Origin of the sequence: Streptomyces sp. NPDC006265 (assembly GCF_040613555.1) — a bacterium.
Classification (GTDB): Bacteria; Actinomycetota; Actinomycetes; order Streptomycetales; family Streptomycetaceae; genus Streptomyces.
On sequence record NZ_JBEXSH010000015.1, the window covers coordinates 1 to 22,176 of the forward strand.

The 22,176-nt window shown below is 69.6% G+C and carries 22 protein-coding genes and 1 pseudogene; 14 read left to right on the plus strand and 9 right to left on the minus strand.

The window, feature by feature from the left end; all coding sequences use genetic code 11:
* Positions 1-136 precede the first annotated feature (136 nt).
* The 3 genes from ABZ281_RS02970 (at position 137) to ABZ281_RS02980 (ending at position 2,020) form a co-directional block, all read left to right on the plus strand.
* Positions 137-1,135, plus strand: a complete 999-nt coding sequence (locus ABZ281_RS02970) for a hypothetical protein (protein WP_356651491.1) — start codon at positions 137-139, stop codon at positions 1,133-1,135.
* Positions 1,136-1,229: 94 nt separating this feature from the next.
* Positions 1,230-1,634: a VOC family protein gene (locus ABZ281_RS02975; RefSeq protein ID WP_356651493.1), complete on the plus strand. Its 405-nt coding sequence runs from the start codon at positions 1,230-1,232 to the stop codon at positions 1,632-1,634.
* A 35-nt stretch (positions 1,635-1,669) separates the two neighbouring features.
* Positions 1,670-2,020, plus strand: coding sequence for a hypothetical protein (locus ABZ281_RS02980; protein WP_356651495.1), 351 nt, complete (start codon positions 1,670-1,672; stop codon positions 2,018-2,020).
* Positions 2,021-2,032: 12 nt separating this feature from the next.
* Here ABZ281_RS02980 and ABZ281_RS02985 read toward each other — a convergent pair whose 3' ends face one another.
* A complete protein-coding gene (locus ABZ281_RS02985) occupies positions 2,033-2,245 on the minus strand; it encodes a DUF397 domain-containing protein (protein WP_356651536.1) in 213 nt (70 codons plus the stop codon).
* 2 nt (positions 2,246-2,247) lie between these two features.
* The gene (locus ABZ281_RS02990) at positions 2,248-3,090 is read right to left on the minus strand and encodes a helix-turn-helix transcriptional regulator (protein WP_356651497.1); all 843 of its coding nucleotides are present in this window, start codon (positions 3,088-3,090) and stop codon (positions 2,248-2,250) included.
* A 198-nt stretch (positions 3,091-3,288) separates the two neighbouring features.
* Here ABZ281_RS02990 and ABZ281_RS02995 point away from each other — a divergent pair, with 198 nt between their 5' ends.
* A complete protein-coding gene (locus tag ABZ281_RS02995; RefSeq protein WP_356651499.1) occupies positions 3,289-3,954 on the plus strand; it encodes an ATP-binding protein in 666 nt (221 codons plus the stop codon).
* 4 nt (positions 3,955-3,958) lie between these two features.
* On the opposite strand, the gene ABZ281_RS03000 is transcribed toward ABZ281_RS02995, so the two are convergent.
* Positions 3,959-7,120: a DUF3427 domain-containing protein gene (locus tag ABZ281_RS03000; protein ID WP_356651501.1), complete on the minus strand. Its 3,162-nt coding sequence runs from the start codon at positions 7,118-7,120 to the stop codon at positions 3,959-3,961.
* A 174-nt stretch (positions 7,121-7,294) separates the two neighbouring features.
* Between ABZ281_RS03000 and ABZ281_RS03005 the strand changes: the two genes are divergently transcribed.
* Complete coding sequence (locus ABZ281_RS03005) at positions 7,295-8,413, plus strand: DUF3578 domain-containing protein (protein WP_356651503.1); 1,119 nt, start codon at positions 7,295-7,297, stop codon at positions 8,411-8,413.
* Between the two features lie 356 nt (positions 8,414-8,769).
* Here ABZ281_RS03005 and ABZ281_RS03010 read toward each other — a convergent pair whose 3' ends face one another.
* The gene (locus ABZ281_RS03010) at positions 8,770-9,786 is read right to left on the minus strand and encodes an SEC-C metal-binding domain-containing protein (RefSeq protein WP_356651505.1); all 1,017 of its coding nucleotides are present in this window, start codon (positions 9,784-9,786) and stop codon (positions 8,770-8,772) included.
* Positions 9,787-9,923: 137 nt separating this feature from the next.
* Positions 9,924-11,399: a beta-1,6-galactanase gene (locus tag ABZ281_RS03015; RefSeq protein ID WP_356651507.1), complete on the minus strand. Its 1,476-nt coding sequence runs from the start codon at positions 11,397-11,399 to the stop codon at positions 9,924-9,926.
* Between the two features lie 221 nt (positions 11,400-11,620).
* Here ABZ281_RS03015 and ABZ281_RS03020 point away from each other — a divergent pair, with 221 nt between their 5' ends.
* The 3 genes and pseudogenes from ABZ281_RS03020 (at position 11,621) to ABZ281_RS03030 (ending at position 13,733) form a co-directional block, all read left to right on the plus strand.
* A complete protein-coding gene (locus ABZ281_RS03020; protein ID WP_031107255.1) occupies positions 11,621-11,932 on the plus strand; it encodes a DUF6412 domain-containing protein in 312 nt (103 codons plus the stop codon).
* Positions 11,933-12,020: 88 nt separating this feature from the next.
* A pseudogene (locus tag ABZ281_RS03025) lies at positions 12,021-12,733 on the plus strand (YidC/Oxa1 family membrane protein insertase).
* Positions 12,734-12,875: 142 nt separating this feature from the next.
* Positions 12,876-13,733: a fumarylacetoacetate hydrolase family protein gene (locus tag ABZ281_RS03030; protein WP_356651509.1), complete on the plus strand. Its 858-nt coding sequence runs from the start codon at positions 12,876-12,878 to the stop codon at positions 13,731-13,733.
* Positions 13,734-13,852: 119 nt separating this feature from the next.
* Here ABZ281_RS03030 and ABZ281_RS03035 read toward each other — a convergent pair whose 3' ends face one another.
* From ABZ281_RS03035 to ABZ281_RS03045, 3 genes are all read right to left on the minus strand, one after another.
* Positions 13,853-13,981 carry a hypothetical protein gene (locus ABZ281_RS03035; protein WP_356651511.1) on the minus strand — a complete coding sequence of 43 codons (129 nt, stop codon included), beginning with the start codon at positions 13,979-13,981 and terminating at the stop codon, positions 13,853-13,855.
* Positions 13,982-14,055: 74 nt separating this feature from the next.
* Complete coding sequence (locus ABZ281_RS03040; protein WP_306925775.1) at positions 14,056-14,595, minus strand: heme-degrading domain-containing protein; 540 nt, start codon at positions 14,593-14,595, stop codon at positions 14,056-14,058.
* Positions 14,592-15,683 (minus strand): Gfo/Idh/MocA family oxidoreductase, encoded by a 1,092-nt coding sequence (locus ABZ281_RS03045; RefSeq protein WP_356651514.1) that lies wholly within the window; start codon positions 15,681-15,683, stop codon positions 14,592-14,594. The genes ABZ281_RS03040 and ABZ281_RS03045 overlap by 4 nt, the downstream gene beginning before the upstream one ends.
* A 95-nt stretch (positions 15,684-15,778) precedes the next feature.
* Between ABZ281_RS03045 and ABZ281_RS03050 the strand changes: the two genes are divergently transcribed.
* Positions 15,779-17,245, plus strand: coding sequence for an ROK family transcriptional regulator (locus ABZ281_RS03050; protein WP_356651538.1), 1,467 nt, complete (start codon positions 15,779-15,781; stop codon positions 17,243-17,245).
* A gap of 20 nt (positions 17,246-17,265) precedes the next feature.
* On the opposite strand, the gene ABZ281_RS03055 is transcribed toward ABZ281_RS03050, so the two are convergent.
* Positions 17,266-17,619 carry a hypothetical protein gene (locus ABZ281_RS03055; RefSeq protein WP_356651516.1) on the minus strand — a complete coding sequence of 118 codons (354 nt, stop codon included), beginning with the start codon at positions 17,617-17,619 and terminating at the stop codon, positions 17,266-17,268.
* Between ABZ281_RS03055 and ABZ281_RS03060 the strand changes: the two genes are divergently transcribed.
* The 5 genes from ABZ281_RS03060 to ABZ281_RS03080 all read left to right on the plus strand — a co-directional run bounded on the left by ABZ281_RS03060 (position 17,606) and on the right by ABZ281_RS03080 (position 22,157).
* On the plus strand, positions 17,606-18,403 hold the full coding sequence (locus ABZ281_RS03060) for an LPXTG cell wall anchor domain-containing protein (protein WP_356651518.1): 798 nt from the start codon (positions 17,606-17,608) through the stop codon (positions 18,401-18,403). The two genes, ABZ281_RS03055 and ABZ281_RS03060, sit on opposite strands and share 14 nt — an antisense overlap.
* A 108-nt stretch (positions 18,404-18,511) precedes the next feature.
* Positions 18,512-19,291: an HAD-IIA family hydrolase gene (locus ABZ281_RS03065; protein ID WP_356651520.1), complete on the plus strand. Its 780-nt coding sequence runs from the start codon at positions 18,512-18,514 to the stop codon at positions 19,289-19,291.
* Positions 19,292-19,430: 139 nt separating this feature from the next.
* A complete protein-coding gene (locus tag ABZ281_RS03070) occupies positions 19,431-20,186 on the plus strand; it encodes a hypothetical protein (protein WP_356651522.1) in 756 nt (251 codons plus the stop codon).
* Between the two features lie 2 nt (positions 20,187-20,188).
* A complete protein-coding gene (locus tag ABZ281_RS03075) occupies positions 20,189-20,866 on the plus strand; it encodes a class F sortase (protein WP_356651524.1) in 678 nt (225 codons plus the stop codon).
* Between the two features lie 253 nt (positions 20,867-21,119).
* A complete protein-coding gene (locus tag ABZ281_RS03080; RefSeq protein ID WP_356651526.1) occupies positions 21,120-22,157 on the plus strand; it encodes a glycoside hydrolase family 6 protein in 1,038 nt (345 codons plus the stop codon).
* Positions 22,158-22,176 lie beyond the last annotated feature (19 nt).

Genomic DNA, 22,176 nt, shown 5'->3' on the forward strand with positions numbered 1-22,176 from the left:
CCTGGAGCTGGTTGCACTTGGCGCGGTCGCTGCTGCCGCTCATGTACGCGACGACGATCTTGTCGTCGGACGTCTTCTGCGGGGTCGTCGCGCGACCGGTCGGCACGAGCTGCCGCCGACGCTGGAGTCGCTCGGCGTGTACCGGGGCCGTGGGGCCTACCGGACCACGACGGATCTCACGGGTGTCGACGAGCTGCTGCTCGTCGGGGCGGCGGACATCGTCGACCTGACGATCGACGGCCGGGCGCGCCCGACGATCGCCGGCTTCGGGGCCACCCGGCGGATCGACGTTCGGGAAGCGACCGGTTCCGTCGACGTCGAGGCGATCGTGGAGATCTGGGGCCACGCGAACTTCGACGACGCGCGCCTGCCGGCCCTCCGCCTCGGCGCACTGCGCGGGCTCGGCACGCTGTGGACGGTCCGGGAGACGACGGACGTGTCGGCGCTGTGGTCGGTGCACGGCCACTGGGCGGGCCGCCCGGCACCCCTGCGCGAACTCGGCGGCTGGAGCAGCACCCGCGTCGGCGTCCGCGTCACCTACACCCGCGAGATCCGGTCGGACACCGCGGCGGCTCTGCATCTCAAGGGGGTGGTCGAGCCGGTGCGGGTCACTGTGACCGACGGCGAGCCGCTCACCCTCCACGCTGAGAACCCGTGGATATTGCTGCCCGCGGGCACCCACCGCATCTCGGTCACGCTGCCGCACCACCCCAGCGGCGACGGCCTCCGTGCCGAACTGCTCGGCCTGGACCCGGTGACGGACTGGACGTGTTCCGCACAGGACGACGACCTGCTGACCGGCTTCGCCACCGAAGCCGCACCCCGGCAGGAGGTGGAGGTCCTGCTGCCGCTGTCCCTCGCACCGGGGGAGGAGGCATGGCTGGACGTCGATCTGCCGCCATCCCACGATGGCCTCCTCCTGCGCCCGGACGGCACACAGATCCGGGTTTCCGGTTGGGCGGGCGGGGAGTGCGTGGGCCGGGTCTGGGCCGGCGACCGGCCGGACTTCTCAGGAGGGGACGCGAACGTCCTCTGGATCCCGCCGGGCTGGTCCGGCCTGACCCTGCTGGTGCGCGGCGCGGCCGGACCGGAGGCCCCGGAGCTTCGCATGCTGTGGCTGGAGTCCTCCGACTGACTGCCCGAGGACGCCAAATGGTTCGACAGCCCCCGTTCTCCCCACGCATCCTGCGAAGCGCCATCGGCACGCCGGACAAGTGAGGAGACAACCGTTGCACCCCAGCCCGAATCCCCATCCCAATCCCAACCCCACCATCCGCCACATCACCTTCGACTGCACGGGTGAGCCCTACGAACTGGCCCGCTTCTGGGCCGAGTTCCTGGGCCACCCGATCTCCGACATCGACAAGCCCGGGGACGACGAGGTCCTGGTGGAACTCCCGGACGGCGCGCCCGGCCTCCTCTTCGTCAGAGTCGAGGAGGCCAAAGCGACGAAGAACCGCATCCATTTCGACTTGGGCCCCACGGGCCGCACTCGCGCCGAGGAGGTCGAACCCGCCGTGTCCCTGGGCGCCCACGTCCTCACGGACCGCACCCTCCCGAACGGCCGAGGCTGGGTCGTAATGGCGGACCCGGAGGGCAACGAGCTTTGCATCGAACGGGGGGAACGGGGCTGATGGAGGCGCGGCTGAGCTTGAACCAGGAAGGGCGAGTGCCCATGGTCGAAGACGAACCAAGGGTGTACGAGATCCGGATCCACGGCTGTCCGACCTCGCAAGAGGCTCTCGCACTCCAAGCCCCGATCGAACGCCTCCTGTGCCCGGACCCCGACCACGCCCCGCCGTGCGAGGTCCCCTGGAGCCTCACCCTCGCCGGCGAGGACACCGACGCCTCCACCACCCTCGTCCTGGGCGTGTATACGTCCAGCGACCGGGCCATGCGGGTGGCGGACCGGGTGCGCATGCTCGTGGGAGAGACGCGGGCCGTTGCTGTGAGCGAGGGCGAGGCCGGGGAGTGGGAGGAACTGGTCGAGCAGTATCGGTTCGAGAAGGGGTTGAGCTAGGTTTCGTCCTGGTCAGGGCCTCGTGCTGACGCGCTTTGTGGTCTGGATGAAGAAGCGCCACGCGTCGCCGCTCACAGCAATCACATTCGCCTCCACCCTTTTTGAGTCGCGAACAAGAGCGCCATGACTCGTGAGCGCGCATTCGACGCACTCGCCTCCGGCACCGTTGCTGTAGGACGACCGGAACCACAGGAGACGGTTGCTGGCATCGAACTCAGGAAATATCACTACGTGTCCTTCAAGATCGACTCGATCAACAGGGCCGAGCGCTGAGGGCTCAAGGCTGCCGCTCGCAGGCCGTCGAACGCCCTCGTGTACTCACGTACATGATGCTCGCCCTCCAGGTACACGGCATCCGTAACGCCATCCCGGTACACGATGTCCGGGTCCTCAGGGGCCGGAAAGCCCAGCATGGTGAACGAACCGGTGGTCGGACGGGTCCCTGAGTCGAAGGGGAGCACCTGCAGCGTCACAGTCGGCAGATCGGCCGTCTCCAAAACTCGTTCCAACTGCTCGCGCATCAAGGCGCGATCACCGATGACGTGGCGCAGAGCGCCCTCGTTCACGATGAACCAGGCGTCCGGAGACTCCGCCTGCCGCAGCATGGCTTGGCGTTCCATGCGCACACGTACCGCTTTCGCGATGTCCTCTACGGACATGTGTGCCCCAGCCTTGTGAAGCTCGGACGCGTACACCTCGGTCTGCATGAGGCCGGGCACCACTTCGCACTGGTACTGGCGAAAGGTCGAAGCGTCCTGCTCCAGGCCGATGTAGATGTTGAACCACTCGGGCACGCCGGCGCCGTGGACCTGCCACCAGCCTCGCACTTTCGCCTGCCGCGCCAGTGACTTGAGGAACTCACGCAGTTCGTCGCTCGTGTCGTAGAAGCGGCACAGGGCGTCGATGTCCGAGGGCTGAACGCGTCCGCTGCCCGTTTCCATCCGGTTGACCTTGGAGCCACTCCAATCCAGGGCCTCGCCGACCTGAGCGCAGGTGAGGGCGCTCTTCTCCCGCAGTTTCTTCAGCTCGATCGAGAGGCGCCGTCGGCGTGCCGTGGGCGATCCGGCCATCTCAACCCTCCTTCCAGTAGCGAGCGTTCAGTCTCGCGCCAAGGGTTGTGCTTGCCAATCACTCGGAAGTGGGAATCCCTTCCTGCACATTGCAGAACGGGATGCGTTCCCCGCACTCTGGTCACCGACGCAACTCAACGTGATTGTCCGTGACGTTGCGCTGTCGATGCGGTGTGAACCGCGATGAAAGGGGTCCGCGTGAGTCAGGAAGCCTGCATGCCACGCAAACCATGGGACATCGCCTTCATGGCCGAGCCTGCGGAAGTGGCGGCCCTACGCCGGATCATGCGGCTGCACCTGGGGGTCTGGGGGTTGCAGCACCTGGTCGACGAAGCTCAACTGTGCGTCAGTGAGCTGGTCTCCAACGTCATCACTCACGTGGGACTCGGCACCCCCGCAACACTGGCCGTCTCCATGAAGAATAAGCACCTGCGTATCGAGGTGCACGATCCTGACACGCGTGCCCTTCCCACTCTCCGCGACGCGGAGGCGGACGCCGAGGAGGGGCGAGGGATGGCTCTCGTGGACGCGGTCGCCGACCGCTGGGGCGTACTGCTGCGACCGGATCGCAAGATCACGTGGTGTGAGCTGCCGACACGGCTCGCCACGGCCGACGGGCACGTGCAGGCCTCCAGCGTGATGCGGGCCGAGGCCTTGATGCGCCACTACGCCGCCGCTGCGCAGCCCCGGCACAGAGTGGGCCCGAGCAGATTGACCTCGACCGTGGCGGAAGAGATGGTGATCGCGGCGATCACCGATTTCCTCCACTGGTTCCGAGCTCACGGTCGTGATGCGGACGACATGCTCGACCGCGCGCAGATGCGATTCGAGGCTGAGCACGCTGCCCCGCATCAGGGGCTGTGAGGCATCACCCGGCGATTGCTGAGTACGTCCAGACATCGGCCGGAATCGAGTGCTTCAACTGCCATGTGATGGCCATCGGCTTGCTGCCTGTGTGCTCCACATAGTCGGCAGGGCCGAGCAGCATCCATGGTTGGGCGCCGCCGATGTCTGTGCTCCTGTAGCGACGAACGAAGAGCAGGACGTGGCTGCCACGAGTGGCGTGGCTTTGGTACCGCAGGCCTGTGGGAGAGGTCTCCGAGATCTGGTTTTGGGACTCCCAGTGGAAGCGGGTCTCGCTGAGGGCATAGTCGTGGTAACGGGTCTGAGGGGAGAAGTCCTTCTCATCCTTCTCCAGGGTGATGAGGAGGGCGTCGGTCTTCAAGGACTCGCACCACTTCACGCCCTCGCGGAAATCGCCGGGCATGAAACCGCCGATGGCGGACTGACCCAGAGCAGGCAAGATCTCTTCGCGGCTGTATGAGGCGTGGACGGTCAGTGGGAGCCCCGCCTCGTCCCCGATGCCGAGTAGTGGAATCGGGACGTGCTCCGTGTGGGCGAGGTTGTACGCCAACACCTGGCGGAGTTCACGCCGCACGGCCTGCTGTTTGCGCAGCGCCGCGAATCCGGAGTCGTAGCTGGCGAAGCCCTTGCGGGTCACACCGCCGAGAGGCCAGAGCTGGAAGAAGAGCATGCGGGCATACGCCCGTCCCTGCTCATCGAGCTCGCTATAAGCAGGCGCGTCATCTTCCAACATTCGGGTGTATGCGGCTACACGCATTGGATCGTCGACGTGCAGAAACGCAGGGATGCGTTTGAGAAGCGCTGCTTCGCCTTCAGGCGCCTCGCCCTTTAGGAGTCCTGCGCGGCGTAGGAGCCCAGTCCAGGAGTTGCCGTTTCCTCGGTAGAGCTCCTTCAGTTCACGGCCGCTCTCTTCTAGAAAGCGGCTAAGTATCAGTTCTGCATAGTCCGCAACTTCGCGCGCTAGTGCAGTGACATTGACACCGATCTGGTCCTTGATGTTGGCGATGATCGCCTTCTTCGCTTTCTCTTCAAGGATGATCTGGCAGCCGGAGGGGAGCTGGGGGAAGTCGTGCTCGATGTGGTCGAGTAGCCGTTTACGCGTCAGGTTGGTGAGCGCGCGAAACTGGTTCTCGAAACGGAATTCCTTGCGATGCTGTCCGATGAAGTCCAGCACGGTGAGCACCGCCTTGCCTTCAGACCGGCGGAGCCCGCGGCCGAGCTGCTGCAAGAACACCGTGGCGCTGGACGTGGGGCGCAGAAGCAGCAGTGTGTCTACGTCTGGGATGTCGAGACCTTCGTTGAAAAGGTCGACCGAGAAGATCACCTGGAGCCTGCCCAATGCCAGGTCATTCAGCGCCTGCTTGCGCTGCTCGGCCGGCGTCTCCCCAGACAGGGCGATGGCCTCAAGGCCGGCCGTTCGGAAGACCTCAGCCATGAAGTGGGCATGGGCTACTGACACACAGAAGCCCAACGCACGCATGCTGTGGGGATCGGACAGCTTTTCCCGAACGGCCTTCACCACCAGCCGGGCACGTCTGGAGTTGCTTGACAACACATTGCTCAGTGCAGTCGGGTCATACGTTCCGCGCTTCCACTCCACCGTGCTGAGGTCTGTGGAGTCGCTGATGCCGAAGTAATGGAAGGGGCTCAGTAGATCATTTTCGAGCGCCTCCCACAGGCGCATTTCGGCTGCGATCCGGCCGTCAAAGAACTCGTCCTGAATGTTCTTGCCGTCCATGCGCTCTGGCGTGGCGGTGAGCCCTAGAAGCTCCGACGGCTGGAAATGATCGAGGATCTTGCGATACGTCGGTGATGTTCCGTGGTGGAACTCGTCGATGACGATCACATCGAAGTGATCCGGAGTGAGACGGTCGAGGGCCTTGGCGCTCAGCGACTGCACGCTGGCGAAGACGTGCGACCAACGCTCTGGGATTTCGCCGCTGTGGAGCGATTCGCCGAAGTTCGCGTCCACCAAGACGTCTTGGTACGTCCTCATCGACTGATCGAGGATTTCCTTGCGGTGGGCAACGAAGAGGAGCCGCAGGTCACGGCCATGCTTCTTACGCAGTTGCTTGTAGTCGAGCGCTGCCATCACGGTCTTGCCCGTGCCTGTGGCTGCCACCAGCAGGTTCCGGTGCCTGTTGTGCACCGCCCGCTCGACTTCGAGCCGCTCCAGCATGTCGCGCTGGTGGGGGTACGGTCGCACCTCCAGCCCTGACAAGGTGATCCCGCGCTGAGCCGCGGGCGGCGATGACGTCCCGCCCGCGATCGCCAGGGCTTCCTGAAGGCGTTCGCCATCGGCCTTAGGGTCGTATGTCTCGAAGGACGGGTCGCTCCAGTAGGCGTCGAAGGTGGCCTCGAACTTGCGCATCACGTCAGGCGTGGCGATCGACGAGAGTCGGACGTTCCACTCCAGGCCATCGAGAAGCGCTGCCTTGGACAGGTTGGAACTCCCCACGTATGCCGTGTCGTATCCGCTCTTGCGGCGAAACAGCCACGCCTTGGCGTGCAACCGCGTCGAGCGGGTCTCGTAGTTGACCTTGACCTGCGCGTTGAACTCTTCCACGAGCCGATCCAACGCGCGCCGCTCGGTTGCGCCGATGTAGGTCGTCGTGATGACCCGTACCGGCACTCCTCGTGCATGGGCTGCCTTCAGCGATTGCTCAATGATCCGCAGCCCATGCCACTTCACGAAGGCGCACAGCAGGTCCACGCGGTCGGCGGTAGCGAGTTCCGCGCGCAGTTCGAAGCCGAGGCTCGGATCTTCCGGCGAGTTGGTGATCAGAGCAGCCTCGGAGAGCGGGATGCCCGGGCGGACGGCGAAGACACCGGGTGCTTCTTGCCGGGTGAGCGCGAGGAGTTGGCGCGGTCCGTCGCCGATCAAGTCCACCCACTCCTTGGCCCCATGCAGTGTGCTGAGGGACTCCAAGATGTGGTTCGCCGCGTAGACCCGCTCCTCTGCCGGAAGGTTCTGCAACACCTGCCGAACCGTCCCCCCGATGTGTCGCGCTAGGACGTGCGCCACAGATTCAGGCCCCACGGACTCGCTGATGGGGTGCCAACCGAGGCTGGCCAGCTCCTTCAGCTGCTGCTCAAAGCGGAGCGTGATCAACTGCTCGTACAGTCCATCGGCTGGGGCAGAGACGTGGGCGCGGCTCTCAGACACAGGCAGGCTCCCCCGATTGATCGTGTCGATCGACGAGGCTGTTCTATCAAGAGGCACTGACAGGGCCCCGGGAGTGAGCAAGAAGGGTCCTGTGCCGGACAGTATCGGTCGTCGGCCGGCGCGATGGCGATCCTTTCGAAGACATGACTGATCGTATCGAGTTACGTTTTGGACGTGCACTTACGTGACCTGCTCATACGCATAGCGGAGACCTACGACCCCAAGGCCGGTACGGCCAGCGGTGTATCAGCACAAGACCTCCTTCGGGAGGTCGAGAGGATGCCCGACCTGCCCTTACCTCACGGCTTCGTCGCGTCGGGGTACGGAGGGAAGGGGTCTGCGAGCAGTACGCCGTGGATCGGCGTGTTCGGCGAGTCGATCAATACGCAGGCCCAGGAGGGTCTGTACCTCGCCTACATCTTCGACACGACCCAGACCTACGTGACCCTCACGTTGCAGCAGGGCGTCACAAAGCTTTCGGACGCATACCCCAAGCTCGGCGACCGGCTGAGGGAACTGAAGCGGCGAGCAAGGCACCTCAGGGCGGGTATGGAACCCGAGCTGGCCGCGCAGTGGGCTCACACGCCGGTCTTCAGCTCCAAGCTCGAACGCCCCCGTGCCTACGAGGCCGCGAGCGTGGCAGCACGGCGGTACGAGGCTGCGAGCATGCCAGTGGAGAAGGTCCTCGCAGAGGATCTCCATGTGGCATCGCTGCTTCTCCGCGACGCTGCCGCCAGCCATCGCGTCTGGCTCCAGCAGCCTTCGGAAAACGAGCCCATTGTCTACGAAGGTGAGGGCCATCTCCCTCTCCCCGCCGATGACCCCCTCGACGGCTTTCGCCCGAACGACAGTAGCGACTACTACGTCCAGATCAAGGGCGGCCGCCGGCGCAGGGGACGGCACCACGAAGAGCTCATTAAGGACTTCGGCCTTCACGTTGTCATGCGTGGGTTTCAGCCGATCACGCTAGGGATGTATCCCAGGGACCTAGTCCTGCGTCGTCCCGCTGTGGATCAGCAGCGCTCCTGGCTTGTGGAGGGCAAGGCAGTCAAGAAGGGAAACGCGACCCAGGCCGTCCGTGAGGCCGTGGGGCAGCTTTACGAGTACAGCTATTACTGGCACCAGAAGCGCGGCGAGCCGAAGCCGCACCTCGTGGCCCTCTTCACGGAAGACATAGGGCACTACGCCGAATATCTAGAGGAACACGGCATCGCGTCGATCTGGAGGACTGAGGGCGAGGGTTGGGCGGGCTCTCCCACAGCCGTCTTGTGGGATCTGGCCGGAGGGGTCTGACCATGCGGCGCAGGAACCCTGGCGACACGTGGTTGCCATAGAGGCCGCCCGCTTCCTGGCCAGTGTCGTGCCTCCGCGCCCCGCCTCGAGGGCGCTGCACTCCGCTGCACTCCGCTGCACTCCGCTGCACTCCGCTGCGCTGCGTTCCGCCTCGGCCGGCGCCGATGGCCCTGCGGGCCACCCTTGACCCGGGGCGCTCCAGCGCGGGAGAGAAGCGAGCGGGCGGCCCGGGGGAGCGGGGGTCAGAGTGGGGAGCGCCGCCGTGCGCTGCGCAGCCGACCCGGCGTGACGGCGCGCGTCAGCGTTCCGCGCACGCCGGGTCGGCTCAGCGGCGCCCTGCCGGTGGGCTCCCCTTGTCAGGCAGTGCTGCCGTGGCACTGGCCGTACGCCTGCCCCGACCCACACCAGCAAGCCGCCCCCCGCTGCGGCGGCCAAGCCACCGCCCGTCCCCGTGCCGCCAGTGTCGTCGCGTACTGGGGGAGGAGTGTCGCGTCGTTGGGGGAGGAGAGTTCAGAGGCTGCGAAGGCCTCGTAGGACGGAACCGTGCCTGTGACGATGCCCAGGTTCGGGGTGCCGGAGGAGGACAGTTCGCGCAGGGCCGTCTCTATGGTCGCGAGGTGTTCCTCGTGGGTCGGGTACTCCGATGAGAGCGTCGGGTACTCCTCCAGGAGTTCCGAGAGTTCCGTCGCCGGCCAGTGCAGGATCGCCACCGGGAAGGGGCGGGAGAGGGCTTCCCGGTACGCGCCCAGTTCCGCTCGGAGGCGGAGGATCTCCGCCTCCAGTTCCGCGGGGTTCTCCGAGCCCAGGGACCACACGCGCTTGGGGTCGTGGAGTTCGTCCAGGGTGATCGGGAGGGAGTGGACCGAGTCCGCCAGGGCGTCCCACTCGTCGTGGGACTTGCCCAGCATGCGGCGTACGCGGTGGCGGCCGAAGAGGAGCGGGTGGGTGGCGTAGGGCGGCTCCGGGACGTCCGTCAGGAGGCGCCGTACGGCCTCCGTGAACGTCTCGTGGGCCGCTTCCAGTTCGTCGTGGGACTCCAGGGACTCCGCGACGATCACCCAGGGGGCCGGGTCCTCGGGGGACGCCACCCGGACGCCCTCGATGATCGCGCGGGCCTCGGCCTCGTGGCCGTACTCCCAGAGGTTCGAGGCCTTGAGCGCCCGTACCAGGTGGGGGTTCTCCAGGCCGCTGGGGGAGGACAGCAGGCGGTCGTAGAGCGTGGTCGCGTTGGGGCGGTCGCCGGAGAGTTCCAGGTGGGCCGCTGCCCGCAGCAGCAGGGCCTCGGCGTCCTCGGGATACAGGCCGGCGGTCCGCTCCAGGCGTGCCGCCTCGGCGGTGTGGTCGACGTTTTCGGCAGGCGTGTCGGGGCGCATGGGGGACACCGTACTGCCGGGAGGTGACGAGCGTGAGAGATGTGCAGGCCAGACCCGATATCGGGGGCATCCAGAGCTTCTCTCGCGCTCGTCATCCGGGGTGCACGGTTCGTCCCGAACCGCCGGCCGGCGTCGATCTAGAGCGTCACGCCGTCTATCTGGAGGGTCTGGACCGACTTCGCCGCGAAGGGGACGGCCACGGACTTGCCGGACAGACGGATGTCCGAGCGGGCCGTGTAGAGGTCGCCGCCGCCGGTCGTGACCGTGTTCCAGCGGGGGACCAGGCCGCCCGAGCCGCCCGTCACCGTCGAGAAGCGGGAGAGGTCGAAGGTGAGGGTCTGGGCGGAGGCGGAGGTGTTCACCGCGACGATCACCAGGCGGCGGGCCGTCGCGTCGTACGCCGCCACCGCGTAGCCGACGCCCGTGTCCAGGATCGTCATGCCGGGGCGGATGTGGCGGCTGAACTGGGCCATTACATAGTGCTTGGTCTGGACGGTGGTCGGCTGGAGGGTGTTCGCGTCGTAGGCGATCATCGCCCAGCCGCTCGACGGGTCCATGACCTGCCAGTAGCACCAGGCCGTGGGGTGCAGCCAGCGGAAGTCGAGGCAGAGGTTCGAGGCCATCGTCAGGCCCGTGCCGTCGCTGTCGCCCGTCTCGGAGTTCCACAGCTTCTTGCGGGAGGTGGTGACCACGTCCGTGTAGAGGAGGTCGCGGCGGCCGCCCGAGCCCTGGTAGCCGTGCACGTTGACCTGGGAGACCAGGCCCTTGGTGGTGGAGTTGAAGGACGACCAGGTCGAGCGGGCCGTGTCGTAGTTCATCTCGTCCGAGGCCGCGACACGCAGGGCCGTGAGGCCGCGCTTGTCCAGCTCGCTGCGCATATAGGGGAGGACGGCGGCCTGGACCGCCGGGTCCATGTGGCAGCCCTCCTGGGTGCCGGTCGCGGTCCACCAGGTGGAGGCCGGCTCGTTGAAGGGGTCGACCGTCGCGAAGTTCACGCCCCAGTGGTTCTTCGCGTACAGGGCCGTCGCCGCCAAGTGGCTCGCGTGCTGGCGGTAGTTCCAGGTCTGGAGGTTGTTGCCGCCGCCCGACGCGCCCGAGGGGTTGTGGTTGCTGCACATCCACCACATCGGCGAGTTCGCGAACAGTTCGGTGATCGCGCCGCGCTGCGTGGCCTTCACCAGCATCGCGCGCTGGTTGGCGTCCGCCGTCCACTTCCACGCCGAGGACGTGGGGTCCTCGTTGTTCCAGTCCTGCCAGAAGCCCTCGATCTGCTTGAAGGCGGGGATGTTGGGCGACTTCACCATCGTCTCGCCGCCGACGCTGTTCCAGCTGCACGCGCCGAGGTTGTAGCGGGCGATGTTGAGGCCCAGGCCGGGCAGGGAACGGCCGTTGTACGTGACGGACTTGGTGGTGAAGAACAGGTCGGCGAAGTCGTCCCGGGCGCCGAAGACGTTGGCCCACCAGGCGAGGGAGGTGCCCCAGCCCTCCCAGGTGCCGTACGTCGTCGACGGGTTGACGGCGATCGTGGCGTCCGCGTGCGCGGTGCCCGTCGCCAGGGCGCTGCCGAGGAACGTTCCGCCTGCTGCGGCCAGCAGACTTCTGCGTCGGATCACGGCTCCTCCGTAAGGGAGATGAGGGCGCACGCCGGTCCCCGGCCCGGCGTCGCAAGGGGGCCCGTTGTCGGGTGACGAGAAGCATCGGGTGTGGCGGGTGGGTTGTCGAGAGTTCTGACGAACCTTTCTCAAACCCGTGTACGAAGTCGCGGGCCCGCTCGGCAGGGTGATCCTGTATAACGAACAACGGGGCAGACACACGTACGAGGGAGGGGCAGCCGATGAACCGGAGCTGGGCGACTCTGCGTCCCGCCCTCGCGCTGCTCTTCCTGCTCGTCGAGGTGGCGCTGCTCGACACCGGCAGCCTCACCGCCACCGTCGCGCTCGCCGCGACCGCCGCCGCCTCGTCCGCCCTCGCGCTCTGCGCCGTCATCGCCTCCCGCTGCGCGCCCACCGTGCCGCGCACACGAGTGCGTACGGCCATCCGCGACCGGGACCGGCGTACGGCCTTCCTGCCGCAGCGGGATCCCGACGCCCGGGGGCGTACCCGGCCCCGGGCACCCGGTCACGCCCTCCGGGCGACCGTCGCGTAGGGGCGTATCCACACCTGGGTGACCCCGCGCGGGTCGTCATGCCGCCATGTTCCGTTCCGGCACGACGAGACCCCCGGAAGGCTCACCCATGTCTGTCTTCGCCACCCTGGTCGAGCACCTTGCCGACCTGCTCCAGCCGCTGTTCGGCGCCTCGGCCGCCGCCGCGGCGATCGTCCTGTTCACCGCGCTCGTACGACTCCTCGTCCACCCCCTGTCCCGGGCCTCCGCCCGCGGCCAGAAGTCCCGCACCGCGCTCCAGCCGAGGATCGCCGAGCTGCGGAAGAGGCACGGCAAGAACCCCGAGAAGCTCCAGAAGGCCGTGCTGGAGCTGCACGCCGAGGAGAAGGTGTCGCCGCTGGCCGGCTGCCTGCCCGGGATGCTCCAGATTCCCGCGTTCTTCCTGCTCTACCACCTGTTCTCCAGCGACACGATCGGCGGCGAGGCCAACGGGCTGCTCGGCCACCAGCTGTTCGCGGCGCCGCTCGGGGAGCGGTGGACGGACGCGCTCCAGGGCGGTGTCCTCAGCGGTGCCGGACTCGTCTACGCCGGGCTGTTCGTGGTCGTCGCGTGCGTCGCCGCGTTCGGCTACCGGCTCGGCAGGCGCATGACGGCCGCGAACCCGGCCGCCCAGGCCGCGGTGGCGGGGAGCAGCTGCCCGGGCTGGGGGCGGTGGCCAAGGTGATGCCGTTCATGTCGTTCTTCACGCTGGTCACCGTGGCCGTCGTGCCGCTGGCCGCCGCGCTGTACGTCGTGACCAGTACGACGTGGAGTGTCGTCGAGCGGGCCGTGCTGTACAGGTGACCGGGCGGCCGGGGTCCATTACGTGAACGGGGTATTGCGGAGTGCACTGCCAGCTTGGAGGATCGACCAGTCCTCCGATGGCTGCCCGCCGCACCCGGGTCGCGCGCATCGGCCGGGCGCCCGCGATCGAGGGAGACTGATCATGAAGCTGCTGCGAGTCGGTACGGCGGGGGCGGAGCGGCCCGCGCTGCTCGACGCCGAGGGGGCCCTGCGGGACCTGTCGGCTGTCGTCGCGGACATCGACGGCGCGCTGCTCGCCGACGAGGAGGCGCTCGGCCGGGTCCGGGCCGCCGCTGACGCCGGTGACCTGCCCGTCCTGGACGCCACCGGCCTGCGGGTCGGGCCGCCGCTGGCGCGGATCGGCAAGATCGTCTGCATCGGGCTGAACTACCACGACCACGCGCGCGAGACCGGCGCCGAGCCGCCCGCCGAGCCGGTCGTCTTCATGAAGGCCCCGGACACCGTGGTCGGGCCGCACGACACGGTCCTCGTGCCGCGGCGCTCCCTCAAGACCGACTGGGAGGTCGAGCTGGCCGTCGTCATCGGGCGTACGGCCCGGTACCTCGGGTCCGTGGAGGAGGGGCTCGCGCATGTCGCCGGGTACGCGGTGGCACACGACGTGTCCGAGCGGGAGTTCCAGATCGAGCGGGGCGGCACCTGGGACAAGGGGAAGAACTGCGAGACGTTCAACCCGCTGGGCCCGTGGCTCGTGACGGCGGACGAGGTCCCGGATCCGCAGGACCTGTCCCTGAAGCTGTGGGTCAACGGGGAGTTGAAACAGGACGGGACGACGGCCGAGCAGATCTTCTCGGTGGGTGAGGTCGTGCGGTACCTCAGCCGGTTCATGACGCTGTACCCGGGCGATGTGATCAACACCGGTACGCCGGCGGGCGTGGCACTGGGGGCGCCCGAGCCGAAGCCGTTCCTGCGGAGCGGGGATGTCGTGGAGCTGGAGATCGAGGGGCTCGGGCGGCAGCGGCAGGAGTTCAAGGACGCCTGAGAGGTGGGGAGGTGCACGCTGTCCTGGGCGGCGCTCTGCCTCTCCCCCATGAAACGAGGCCTTCACCTCGCATGAGGTGAGGGCCTCTCACGTGGCGGTGACGTCAGGGAGCGGACCGCTCAGGAAGGTCGCCGGTCCAACTCCTCGACGAGCGCCGAAGAGAAGATCGTGCCCGCCGGCCAGGCGTCCTTGTCGGGGCCTTGTGCTGGAATGATCAGGCGGCGGCGAACCCACGGCTCCGTGGTCATCGGTGCGGATCCCTCCGGTTGGGGCGCGGCGCTTGATCACGCGTACGCAGGTGCCAACCGGAGGGAGTCTCCGGTCATTCCGGGTGCGGGACCTGGAGGTCCTGGAACCGCTCCAGGGCCTCGACCACGAGCCGGTGGTCCTGGAGTTGCGGCAGCCCGGACACCGTCACCGCACCGATCACGCCCACGCCCTCGACGGTGATCGGGAAGGAGCCGCCGTGGGCGGCGTAGGTGCCGGGGTCGAGGCGCGAGGACTCCTCGAACGTGCTGCCCTTGGCGCGGAAGCGGGCGCCGACCAGGTAGGAGGCGGAGCCGTAGCGCTCGACCACCCGGCGCTTGCGGGCGATCCAGGCGTCGTTGTCCGGGGTGGAGCCGGGCAGCGCCGCGTGGAAGAGCTGCTGGCCGGCGCGGTGGATGTCGATGGCGACCGGGGCCTGCCGCTCCCGGGCCAGCTCGACGAGGAGCGAGCCGAGCGCCCAGGCGTCGTCGTACGTGAACTGGCGGAACACCAGCCGGCGTTCCTGCTTCTCCAGCTCCTCCAGGCTCGGGGTGAGCTCCGGGTGGAACTTCGGGGTGAGCCCCTGGCTGTGCGAGGGGTTGCTCTTGTGGGTCACAGGGTCACCGTCACCTTCTCGCGGGCCGAACGACGGGCGGCCTCCAGTACGTCCAGGGCGGCGGCCGCCTCCCGTGCGGTCACCGGATTCGGGGCGCCCTCCAGCAGGGCCTTCGCCACGGCCGCATAGTAAGCGGGGTAGTCGCCGGGGAGGGTGGGTTCGGCGCGTCCGCCACCGGTCGCCGGGGACTCGCCGGAGCCCACGCGGCCCCACAGCGACTCGGGCTCAACACCCCAGTCGGGGCCGGGACGCAGACCGTCCCGGAGCGCCGCCTCCTGGGGATCGAGGCCGTACTTGACGTAACCGGCGGTCGAGCCCAGGACGCGGAAGCGCGGGCCGAGCTGGGCGGTCGTCGCGGAGACGTAGAGGTGGGAACGGACGCCGCCGGTGTGCGTGATGGCGATGAACGTGTCGTCGTCGGTCGCGGCGCCCGGGCGGCGGATGTCCGTCTCCGCGTACACGGAGGCCGCCGGGCCGAACAGGACCAGGGCCTGGTCGACGACATGGCTGCCGAGGTCGTAGAGCAGACCTCCGATCTCTGCGGGGTCGCCGGACTCCCGCCAGCCGCCCTTCGGCTTCGGACGCCACCGCTCGAAGCGGGACTCGAACCGCCACACGTCGCCCAACTCGCCCTCGTTCAGCAGCTTGCGCAGGGTGAGGAAGTCGTTGTCCCAGCGGCGGTTCTGGAAGACGGAGAGGAGTAGTTCGCGCTCCTCGGCGAGGGCGGCGAGCTCGCGGGCCTCGGCCGCCGTGCCCGCGACAGGTTTGTCGACCACGACCGGCAGGCCGGCCTTCAGTGCGGTTGTCGCGAGCGGCACGTGCGTCTTGTTCGGGGACGCCACGACGATCAGGTCCAGCTCCGCGGCCCGGTCGAACAACTCGTCCGGAGTGGCGGCGAGGCCGACGCCCGGGAACTCGGCGCGGGCCTGCTGCCGCCGTTCCGGGTTCGAGGTGACCACCGTGTCGAGGGCGAGGCCCTCCGTGGCGGCGATCAGCGGGGCGTGGAAGACGGAGCCGGCGAGGCCGTAGCCGACGAGGCCGACGCGGAGGGGCGAGCCGGGGGCTGTGCCGAGGGGTGTGCCAGTCATGCCACCCACTTTCGCAACGCTGTTGCCAAAGTGCAAGCGCCGGGGACAATGGGGGTGTGAAGAGGGCGGACGACCGTACGGGCGGAGTGGGCGGCATGCGCGGGACGGGAGGCGCGGGGGCGGCCGGCACGGCAGGGGCAGGGGCAGGGGCAGGGGTCGGCGGGGTCAATCTGCTCGCCCTGCGCAGCCACAACGCCGCGCTGGTGCTCGACCTGTTGCGGACGGCCGGGGAGGAGGGCATCAGCCGACTCGAACTCGCCGAGCGGACCGGTCTGACCCCGCAGGCCGTCAGCAAGATCACGGCCCGGCTGCGGGAGAACGGGCTCGTGGCGGAGGCCGGCCGCCGGGCGTCCACCGGGGGCAAGCCGCGCACGGTGCTGCGGCTGGTGCCGGAGGCCGGGCACGCGGTCGGGGTCCATCTGGACCGGGACGAGGTACGGGTCGTGCTCGTGGATCTGCGAGGGACCGTGGTGGGGGAACGCCGGGCCGCGCTGGATCTGGGGGCGGGGGCGGAGGCCGTGCTGGAAGCGGTGCGGGCGGCGGTGGCAGGGGTGCTGCCGGCTGGGCTTGAGGGGAAGTTGCGGTCGGGGTCGGCTGGGCTTGGTGGGGGTTTGCGGCCGGGGTTGGCTGGGTTTGACGGGGGCTTGCGGCCTGGGGAGGCCGAGCCTGACGGGAGTGCGCAGTCGGGGTCGGCCGGGCTTGGTGGGGGCTCGCGGTTGGGGTCGGCCGGGTTTGACGGGGACTCGCGGTTGGGGTCGGCCGGGTTTGACGGGGACTCGCGGTTGGGGTCGGCCGGGCTCGACAGGGACGCACGGCCGGGACCGGCCGGGCCTGACGAGGGCTTCCGGGCGGGAGTTGCCGGGGTTGCCGATGCCCCGCGGCCGGGACTGGCCGGGCTCGATCCGGTCCTGCTGGGGGTGGGCGTCGCGTTGCCCGGGCCGCTCGATCATGCCCGGGGCGTGCTGCACCGGGTGACCGGATTCCCCGAGTGGGACGGCTTCCCGCTGCGCAAGGCGCTGGCGAAGCGGCTCGGGGTGCCGGTCGCGGTCGACAAGGACACCAACGCCGCGGCGCTGGGCCTGGCCGCCGGGGGCGAGGGCGGCTCCTTCGCCTACCTGCACCTCGGCACGGGACTGGGGGCCGGGCTGGTCATCGGCGGCAGCGTGCACCGCGGGGCCAGGACCGGGGCCGGGGAGTTCGGCCACCAGGTCATCCAGCTCGACGGCCCGCCCTGCACCTGCGGGAACCGGGGCTGCGTCGAGGCCCTGTGCCTCGCCGCGGTGGCGCGCGGCGATCTGGACGAGGCGGCCCGGGTGCTGGGAGCCGGGGCGGCGAACCTCGTGGGGCTGCTCGACATCGACGTCGTCCTGCTGGGCGGCCGCACGGTGGCCGCGGCGCCGGAGGCCTTCACGGCGGGGGTCGGCGCGGTACTGGAGGCCCGGTCCCGGCGAACGGGCCAGGACGCGGTGCCGGTGCGCGTCGCGACCGGCGGTGACGGGGCCGTGGCGGTGGGGGCGGCGCAGCTGGTGCTGGGGCCGGTGTTCGGGCGCGGAGGTGCTTGAGCGCCGAGCTGGTGCGCGGTTCAGCTGATGTGCGGGCGTGGTGATGGCTGAGGTGGGGCGGAAGGTGCGCACCTCAGCCAGTTTGCGGGCGTGGTGATGGCCGAGTCGGGACGCGGGCCGGGCACAAGAGCCTCCGCGGCTTCGCCCCGCTGCCGGTGCTCCACGCCGTCCTCACCGCCGTCGTTGCCGCCGTCCTCAACGCCGCCGCCGTCGCCCTCGCGGGCCTGGACCTCCGGCGCGCGAAAGCCCTGGGCCGTCGCCACGGTCTGTCCGCCGACCGGGTGGATCCGCGCCGCCGTTCGGGGGCCGTTCGCGTCGGAGTCGTCTCGCGATCCCCGCCGCCCGGAATGGCACATCATCATGCGACTCTGCACGCCTGCTCATCTCTGCCTGGCGGCGGCAGCGGCGGCCGCCGCCCTGCTCCCCGGTGCCCACCCGGCGCACGCGGACGCCCCGGCGCCCTCCTGTGCCGCGCCCGACGACCACACCTTCCCGCTCACCACCCGCATCCACGGCGGGCCGGACACCTACACGGCGGGGGGCGGGTTCGGTACCTGGTACGTCGACCTGACCAACACGACCGACCGGACCTGCACCGGGATCCACCCTGTCGTCGTGCTCATCGACGACAAGCGGGCCCTGGAACCCTCCCAGCCGCGCCTCGAGTTCTTCGAGGGGGCGCGGGCCCACGACGTGCGGTTCGAGAAGACCGGCGAGGACGAACTCGTCGGGGCGTTCGCCGACGAGGAGGACGAGTTCGCCGGGTTCACCGTCGAGCCGGGCGGAACCGTCACCGTGAAGGTGCGGCTCATGCTCACCTTGGACGCCGTGCCCAACGTCGTCACGGCCAACGCCGCGGTGGTGCAACGGCACGACGACGACGGCGACTGGGTCGGGCAGTCGAACGACTACCGGTTCGGGATCGACGCCGAGGAGGTCGGGACGGACCCCGGCACCGACACCGGCACCGGCACCGAGCCCGACACGGGGACGGAACCCCGGCCGGACTCCGACGCCTCCGTCCCGCCCCGCGAGGACCGGTTCCCCTTCGCGGAGGAACTGGCCCGCACCGGCACCGGCACCCAGGTCGCCGCGGCGGCCGCGGCCCTGCTGCTCACCGGCGGCGGGGTGCTGCTCGTCGCACGCCGCCGTCGCTGAGCAGACCGTCCCGCCAGTCGGGACGCCGCACACGGGCCATTCCGCAAGATCCCGCCACTGTCTAGGCTGGGTCGCACGCAGGACCGCGTACGGCAGGAGATCCCGCACATGGCAGACCGCAAGCCCATCGAGTCGTGGCTCACCGACATGGACGGTGTGCTCATCCACGAGGGCGTGCCGATCCCCGGCGCCGACGCCTTCCTGAAGAAGCTGCGCGAGTCCGGGAAGCCCTTCCTGGTCCTCACCAACAACTCGATGTACACCCCGCGCGACCTGCACGCCCGACTGCGCCGCATGGGCCTGGAGGTGCCGATCGAGAGCATCTGGACCTCGGCCCTGGCCACCGCCCAGTTCCTCGACGATCAGCGGCCGGGCGGCTCGGCGTACGTCATCGGCGAGGCCGGGCTGACCACCGCTCTGCACGACATCGGCTACATCCTGACCGACCACGAGCCGGACTACGTCGTCCTCGGCGAGACCCGCACGTACTCCTTCGAGGCCATGACGAAGGCGGTGCGGCTCATCCTCGGCGGCGCCCGGTTCATCTGCACCAACCCCGACGAGACGGGCCCCTCCACCGAGGGCCCGCTGCCCGCGACCGGCGCGGTGGCCGCGCTCATCACCCAGGCGACCGCCAAGAAGCCGTACTTCGCGGGCAAGCCGAACCCGCTGATGATGCGGACCGGGCTGAACGCCATCGGGGCCCACTCCGAGACCAGCGCGATGATCGGCGACCGCATGGACACCGACGTGCTGGCCGGCATGGAGGCCGGGATGCAGACGTTCCTGGTGCTCACCGGCCTGACCCGGCCCGAGCAGGTCGAGGACTTCCCGTACCGGCCCTCACAGGTCGTGGACTCGATCGCGGACCTCGTCGACCGGGTCTGAACCCCGGGCGGCGGCGGACGGGGGGCGAACCCCCGGACCCGCCGTCAAACCCGTCCTCACCCGTCCGGAGCAGCCGCCGCCTCCTGAGGATGCGGTGGCCCATCGCGCGGGGGAGGCTCCAGGCATCTGGAGGTTCACGATGGGTTCCCTGAGAGTCACTGTCTGTACGAGTGTCCTGGCCGTCGTCGCCCTCGCCCCGGTGGCGCACGCGGCGGACGCCGGGCGCGTCTCGGTGACCCCGGCGGCCCCCGCCCCCGGCAGCGACATCACACTCCGCGTCACCGGCTGCGCGCAGCGGACGGCCGTCGCCGCCTCGGCGGCGTTCGTCGCGGACGCCCGGCTCACCGTCACCGGCGCACGCGAACTCACCGGCGAGAGCCGCGTCCGCTCCACGGCCGAGGCGGGTTCGTACGCCGTGCGGGTCACCTGCGGTGCCACGCGACAGACCGGCACGCTCACCGTCCGGGACGGCGAGGCGCGGCGGTCCGGGTCCGCGCCGCTCCCCGCACACGAGACGGCGCACGAGACAGCACCACTCCCCGTGCCCGTGCCCGGGGCCGCCGGCCAGCCGCCCGCACCCCGCCTGGGCGGCCGACTGCCCGCACCCGACGCCGCCGGCGATAGCGGCCGGCTGCCCGCACCCGACGGCGGTGGCGGCAAGCCGTCCGCTCCCGGCGTCGACGGGGAGCCGTCCCTCTCGCACCGGCCCAGCGCCTGGGCCTCACCCGTCGCCCCCGTCCAGGCGGGTGGTGGCGGTGCCGCCGAGCTCGTCGCCGCCGAGGAGCGCGGCGCCGGTCCCGGTACCGCGCAGTGGGTGACCGGGCTGGTACTCGCGGGGGTGGCCGCGGTGGTCGTCGCGTTGCGCGGTCTCCGCCGGGGCCGCGGAACGGACTGACCATGCAGGATCACGAACACGTACAGAGACGCTTCTCGGGCACCGGCCGGCTGCTGGCCGGCCTGGCCTGGGTCGTGCTGCTGCTCGGGCTGTGGCTGTGGGGCCGCGAGGTCACCGAGATGCGGCACGGCATCTCCGCCCCCACCACGGGCGACATGGCTGCGGCCGGACGGCCCCCGGACATCAAGCTGCCGCCCGAGCACCGTCCGCTGGGCGACGCGCTGCCGCAGCGCGTCGACATCCCCGGGCTCGGCGTCCAGGCCCCGGTGGTGGCACGCGGTCTCGACCCACGCGGGGCGCCCGATCCGCCGCCGTACGACCAGCCGGACGTGGTCGGCTGGTACTCCGGCGGGGTCGCGCCCGGGGCGCCCGGTACCGCGCTGATGGTCGGTCACGTCGACACCGACACCCGGCCCGCCGTGTTCTACAAGGTCAGTGCCATGCGGCCGGGTCAGACGATCCGGGTGATCCGGGCCGACGCCAAGGTCGCCGAGTTCACCGTCGAGTCCGTCCAGGTCCTCACCCGCGACCGCTTCGACGCCCACCAGGCGTACGGGCCGCGCGAGTCGGGGCGGGCCGAACTGCGGCTGGTCACCTGCGGCGGCAGCTTCGACCGCACGACCCGCAGCTACACGGCGAACGTGGTCGTCTCGGCGTACCTGACGGGAACCGGCCTCTGAAGCCCGGACGCGGGAGTGACCCGGCGAGTTGCGCGGAAGGCCACCGGAGTCACGGTGGGTGAATCTCCGGCCGGAGGCCGGGCACGTGCTGAGATGACTCTGGAACCAAAGGGGCATCCCGCCCCAGAGGCTGGATGACGCCGAGTCCCGGTACGGTGGCGCTGCGTCATCCGCAGGTGGGGTTCGTCATGTGGGCGTCGCGGGACGTATGTCAGGATTGAGACTTGGAACGCTGCACCCAAGGGGGAGTTGGATGTACGGCAGCAGGGGGGCCGGGGCGTTCGCCGGGAGGCGGATGTCCGCAGTGGTGCTGGGGGCGGCACTGCTGGTGACGGGGTGTTCCTCCTCCGACGGAGGAGACGGATCGGACAAGGGTGCCGACGCGGGCGCCGGGATCACCCAACAGCCCACGGAAAAGGCCCCCTTCTGGGTCAATCCGGATGGGACGGCGGCGCGGCAGGTCGCCGCCCTGGAGAAGTCCGGCAAGAAGCAGGACGCCGAGCAGATCCGCAAGATCGCCGAGCAGCCGGTCGCCGAGTGGGTCGGACCGGACAACCCGCAGGAGCAGACGCGGGGCTTCACCGAGGCCGCCGACAAGGCCGGCCGTACGGCCCTGTTCGTCCTCTACAACATCCCGCACCGCGACTGCGGCCAGTACTCGCAGGGCGGCGCCGCCGACGGCAACGCCTACCGCGACTGGCTCGACGGCGTCGCCGCGGGCATCGGCGACCGGGCCGCCACGGTCGTCCTGGAGCCGGACGCCCTGCTGCACCTGGTCGACGGCTGCACTCCGGAGCAGTTCCACGAGGAGCGTTACGACCTCCTCAAGGGTGCCGTCGCCAAGCTGAAGTCCCTGAAGAACACGAAGGTCTACCTGGACGCGGGCAACGCCGGCTGGCAGCACCCCGACCAGATCTTCGAGTCCCTGAACCGCGCGGGCATCGCACAGGCCGACGGCTTCTCGGTCAACGTCTCCAACTTCTACTCCACCAAGGACTCCATCGCCTACGGCAAGCAGCTCTCCGCCAAGGTGGGCGGCAAGCACTTCGTCATCGACACCAGCCGCAACGGCAAGGGCCCCTACGGCGACGGCAACCCCGAAGAGCGCTGGTGCAACCCGCCGGGCCGCTCGCTGGGCGAGACCCCGACGACGAAGACGGCGGACCCGCTGGTCGACGCCTACCTGTGGGTGAAGCGGCCGGGCGAGTCGGACGGCGAGTGCAAGGGCGGCCCGAAGGCGGGCCGGTGGTGGGCGGACTACGCCCTGAAGCTGGCGAAGGCCACCGGCTGACCGACCGGCCCGCAGAAGC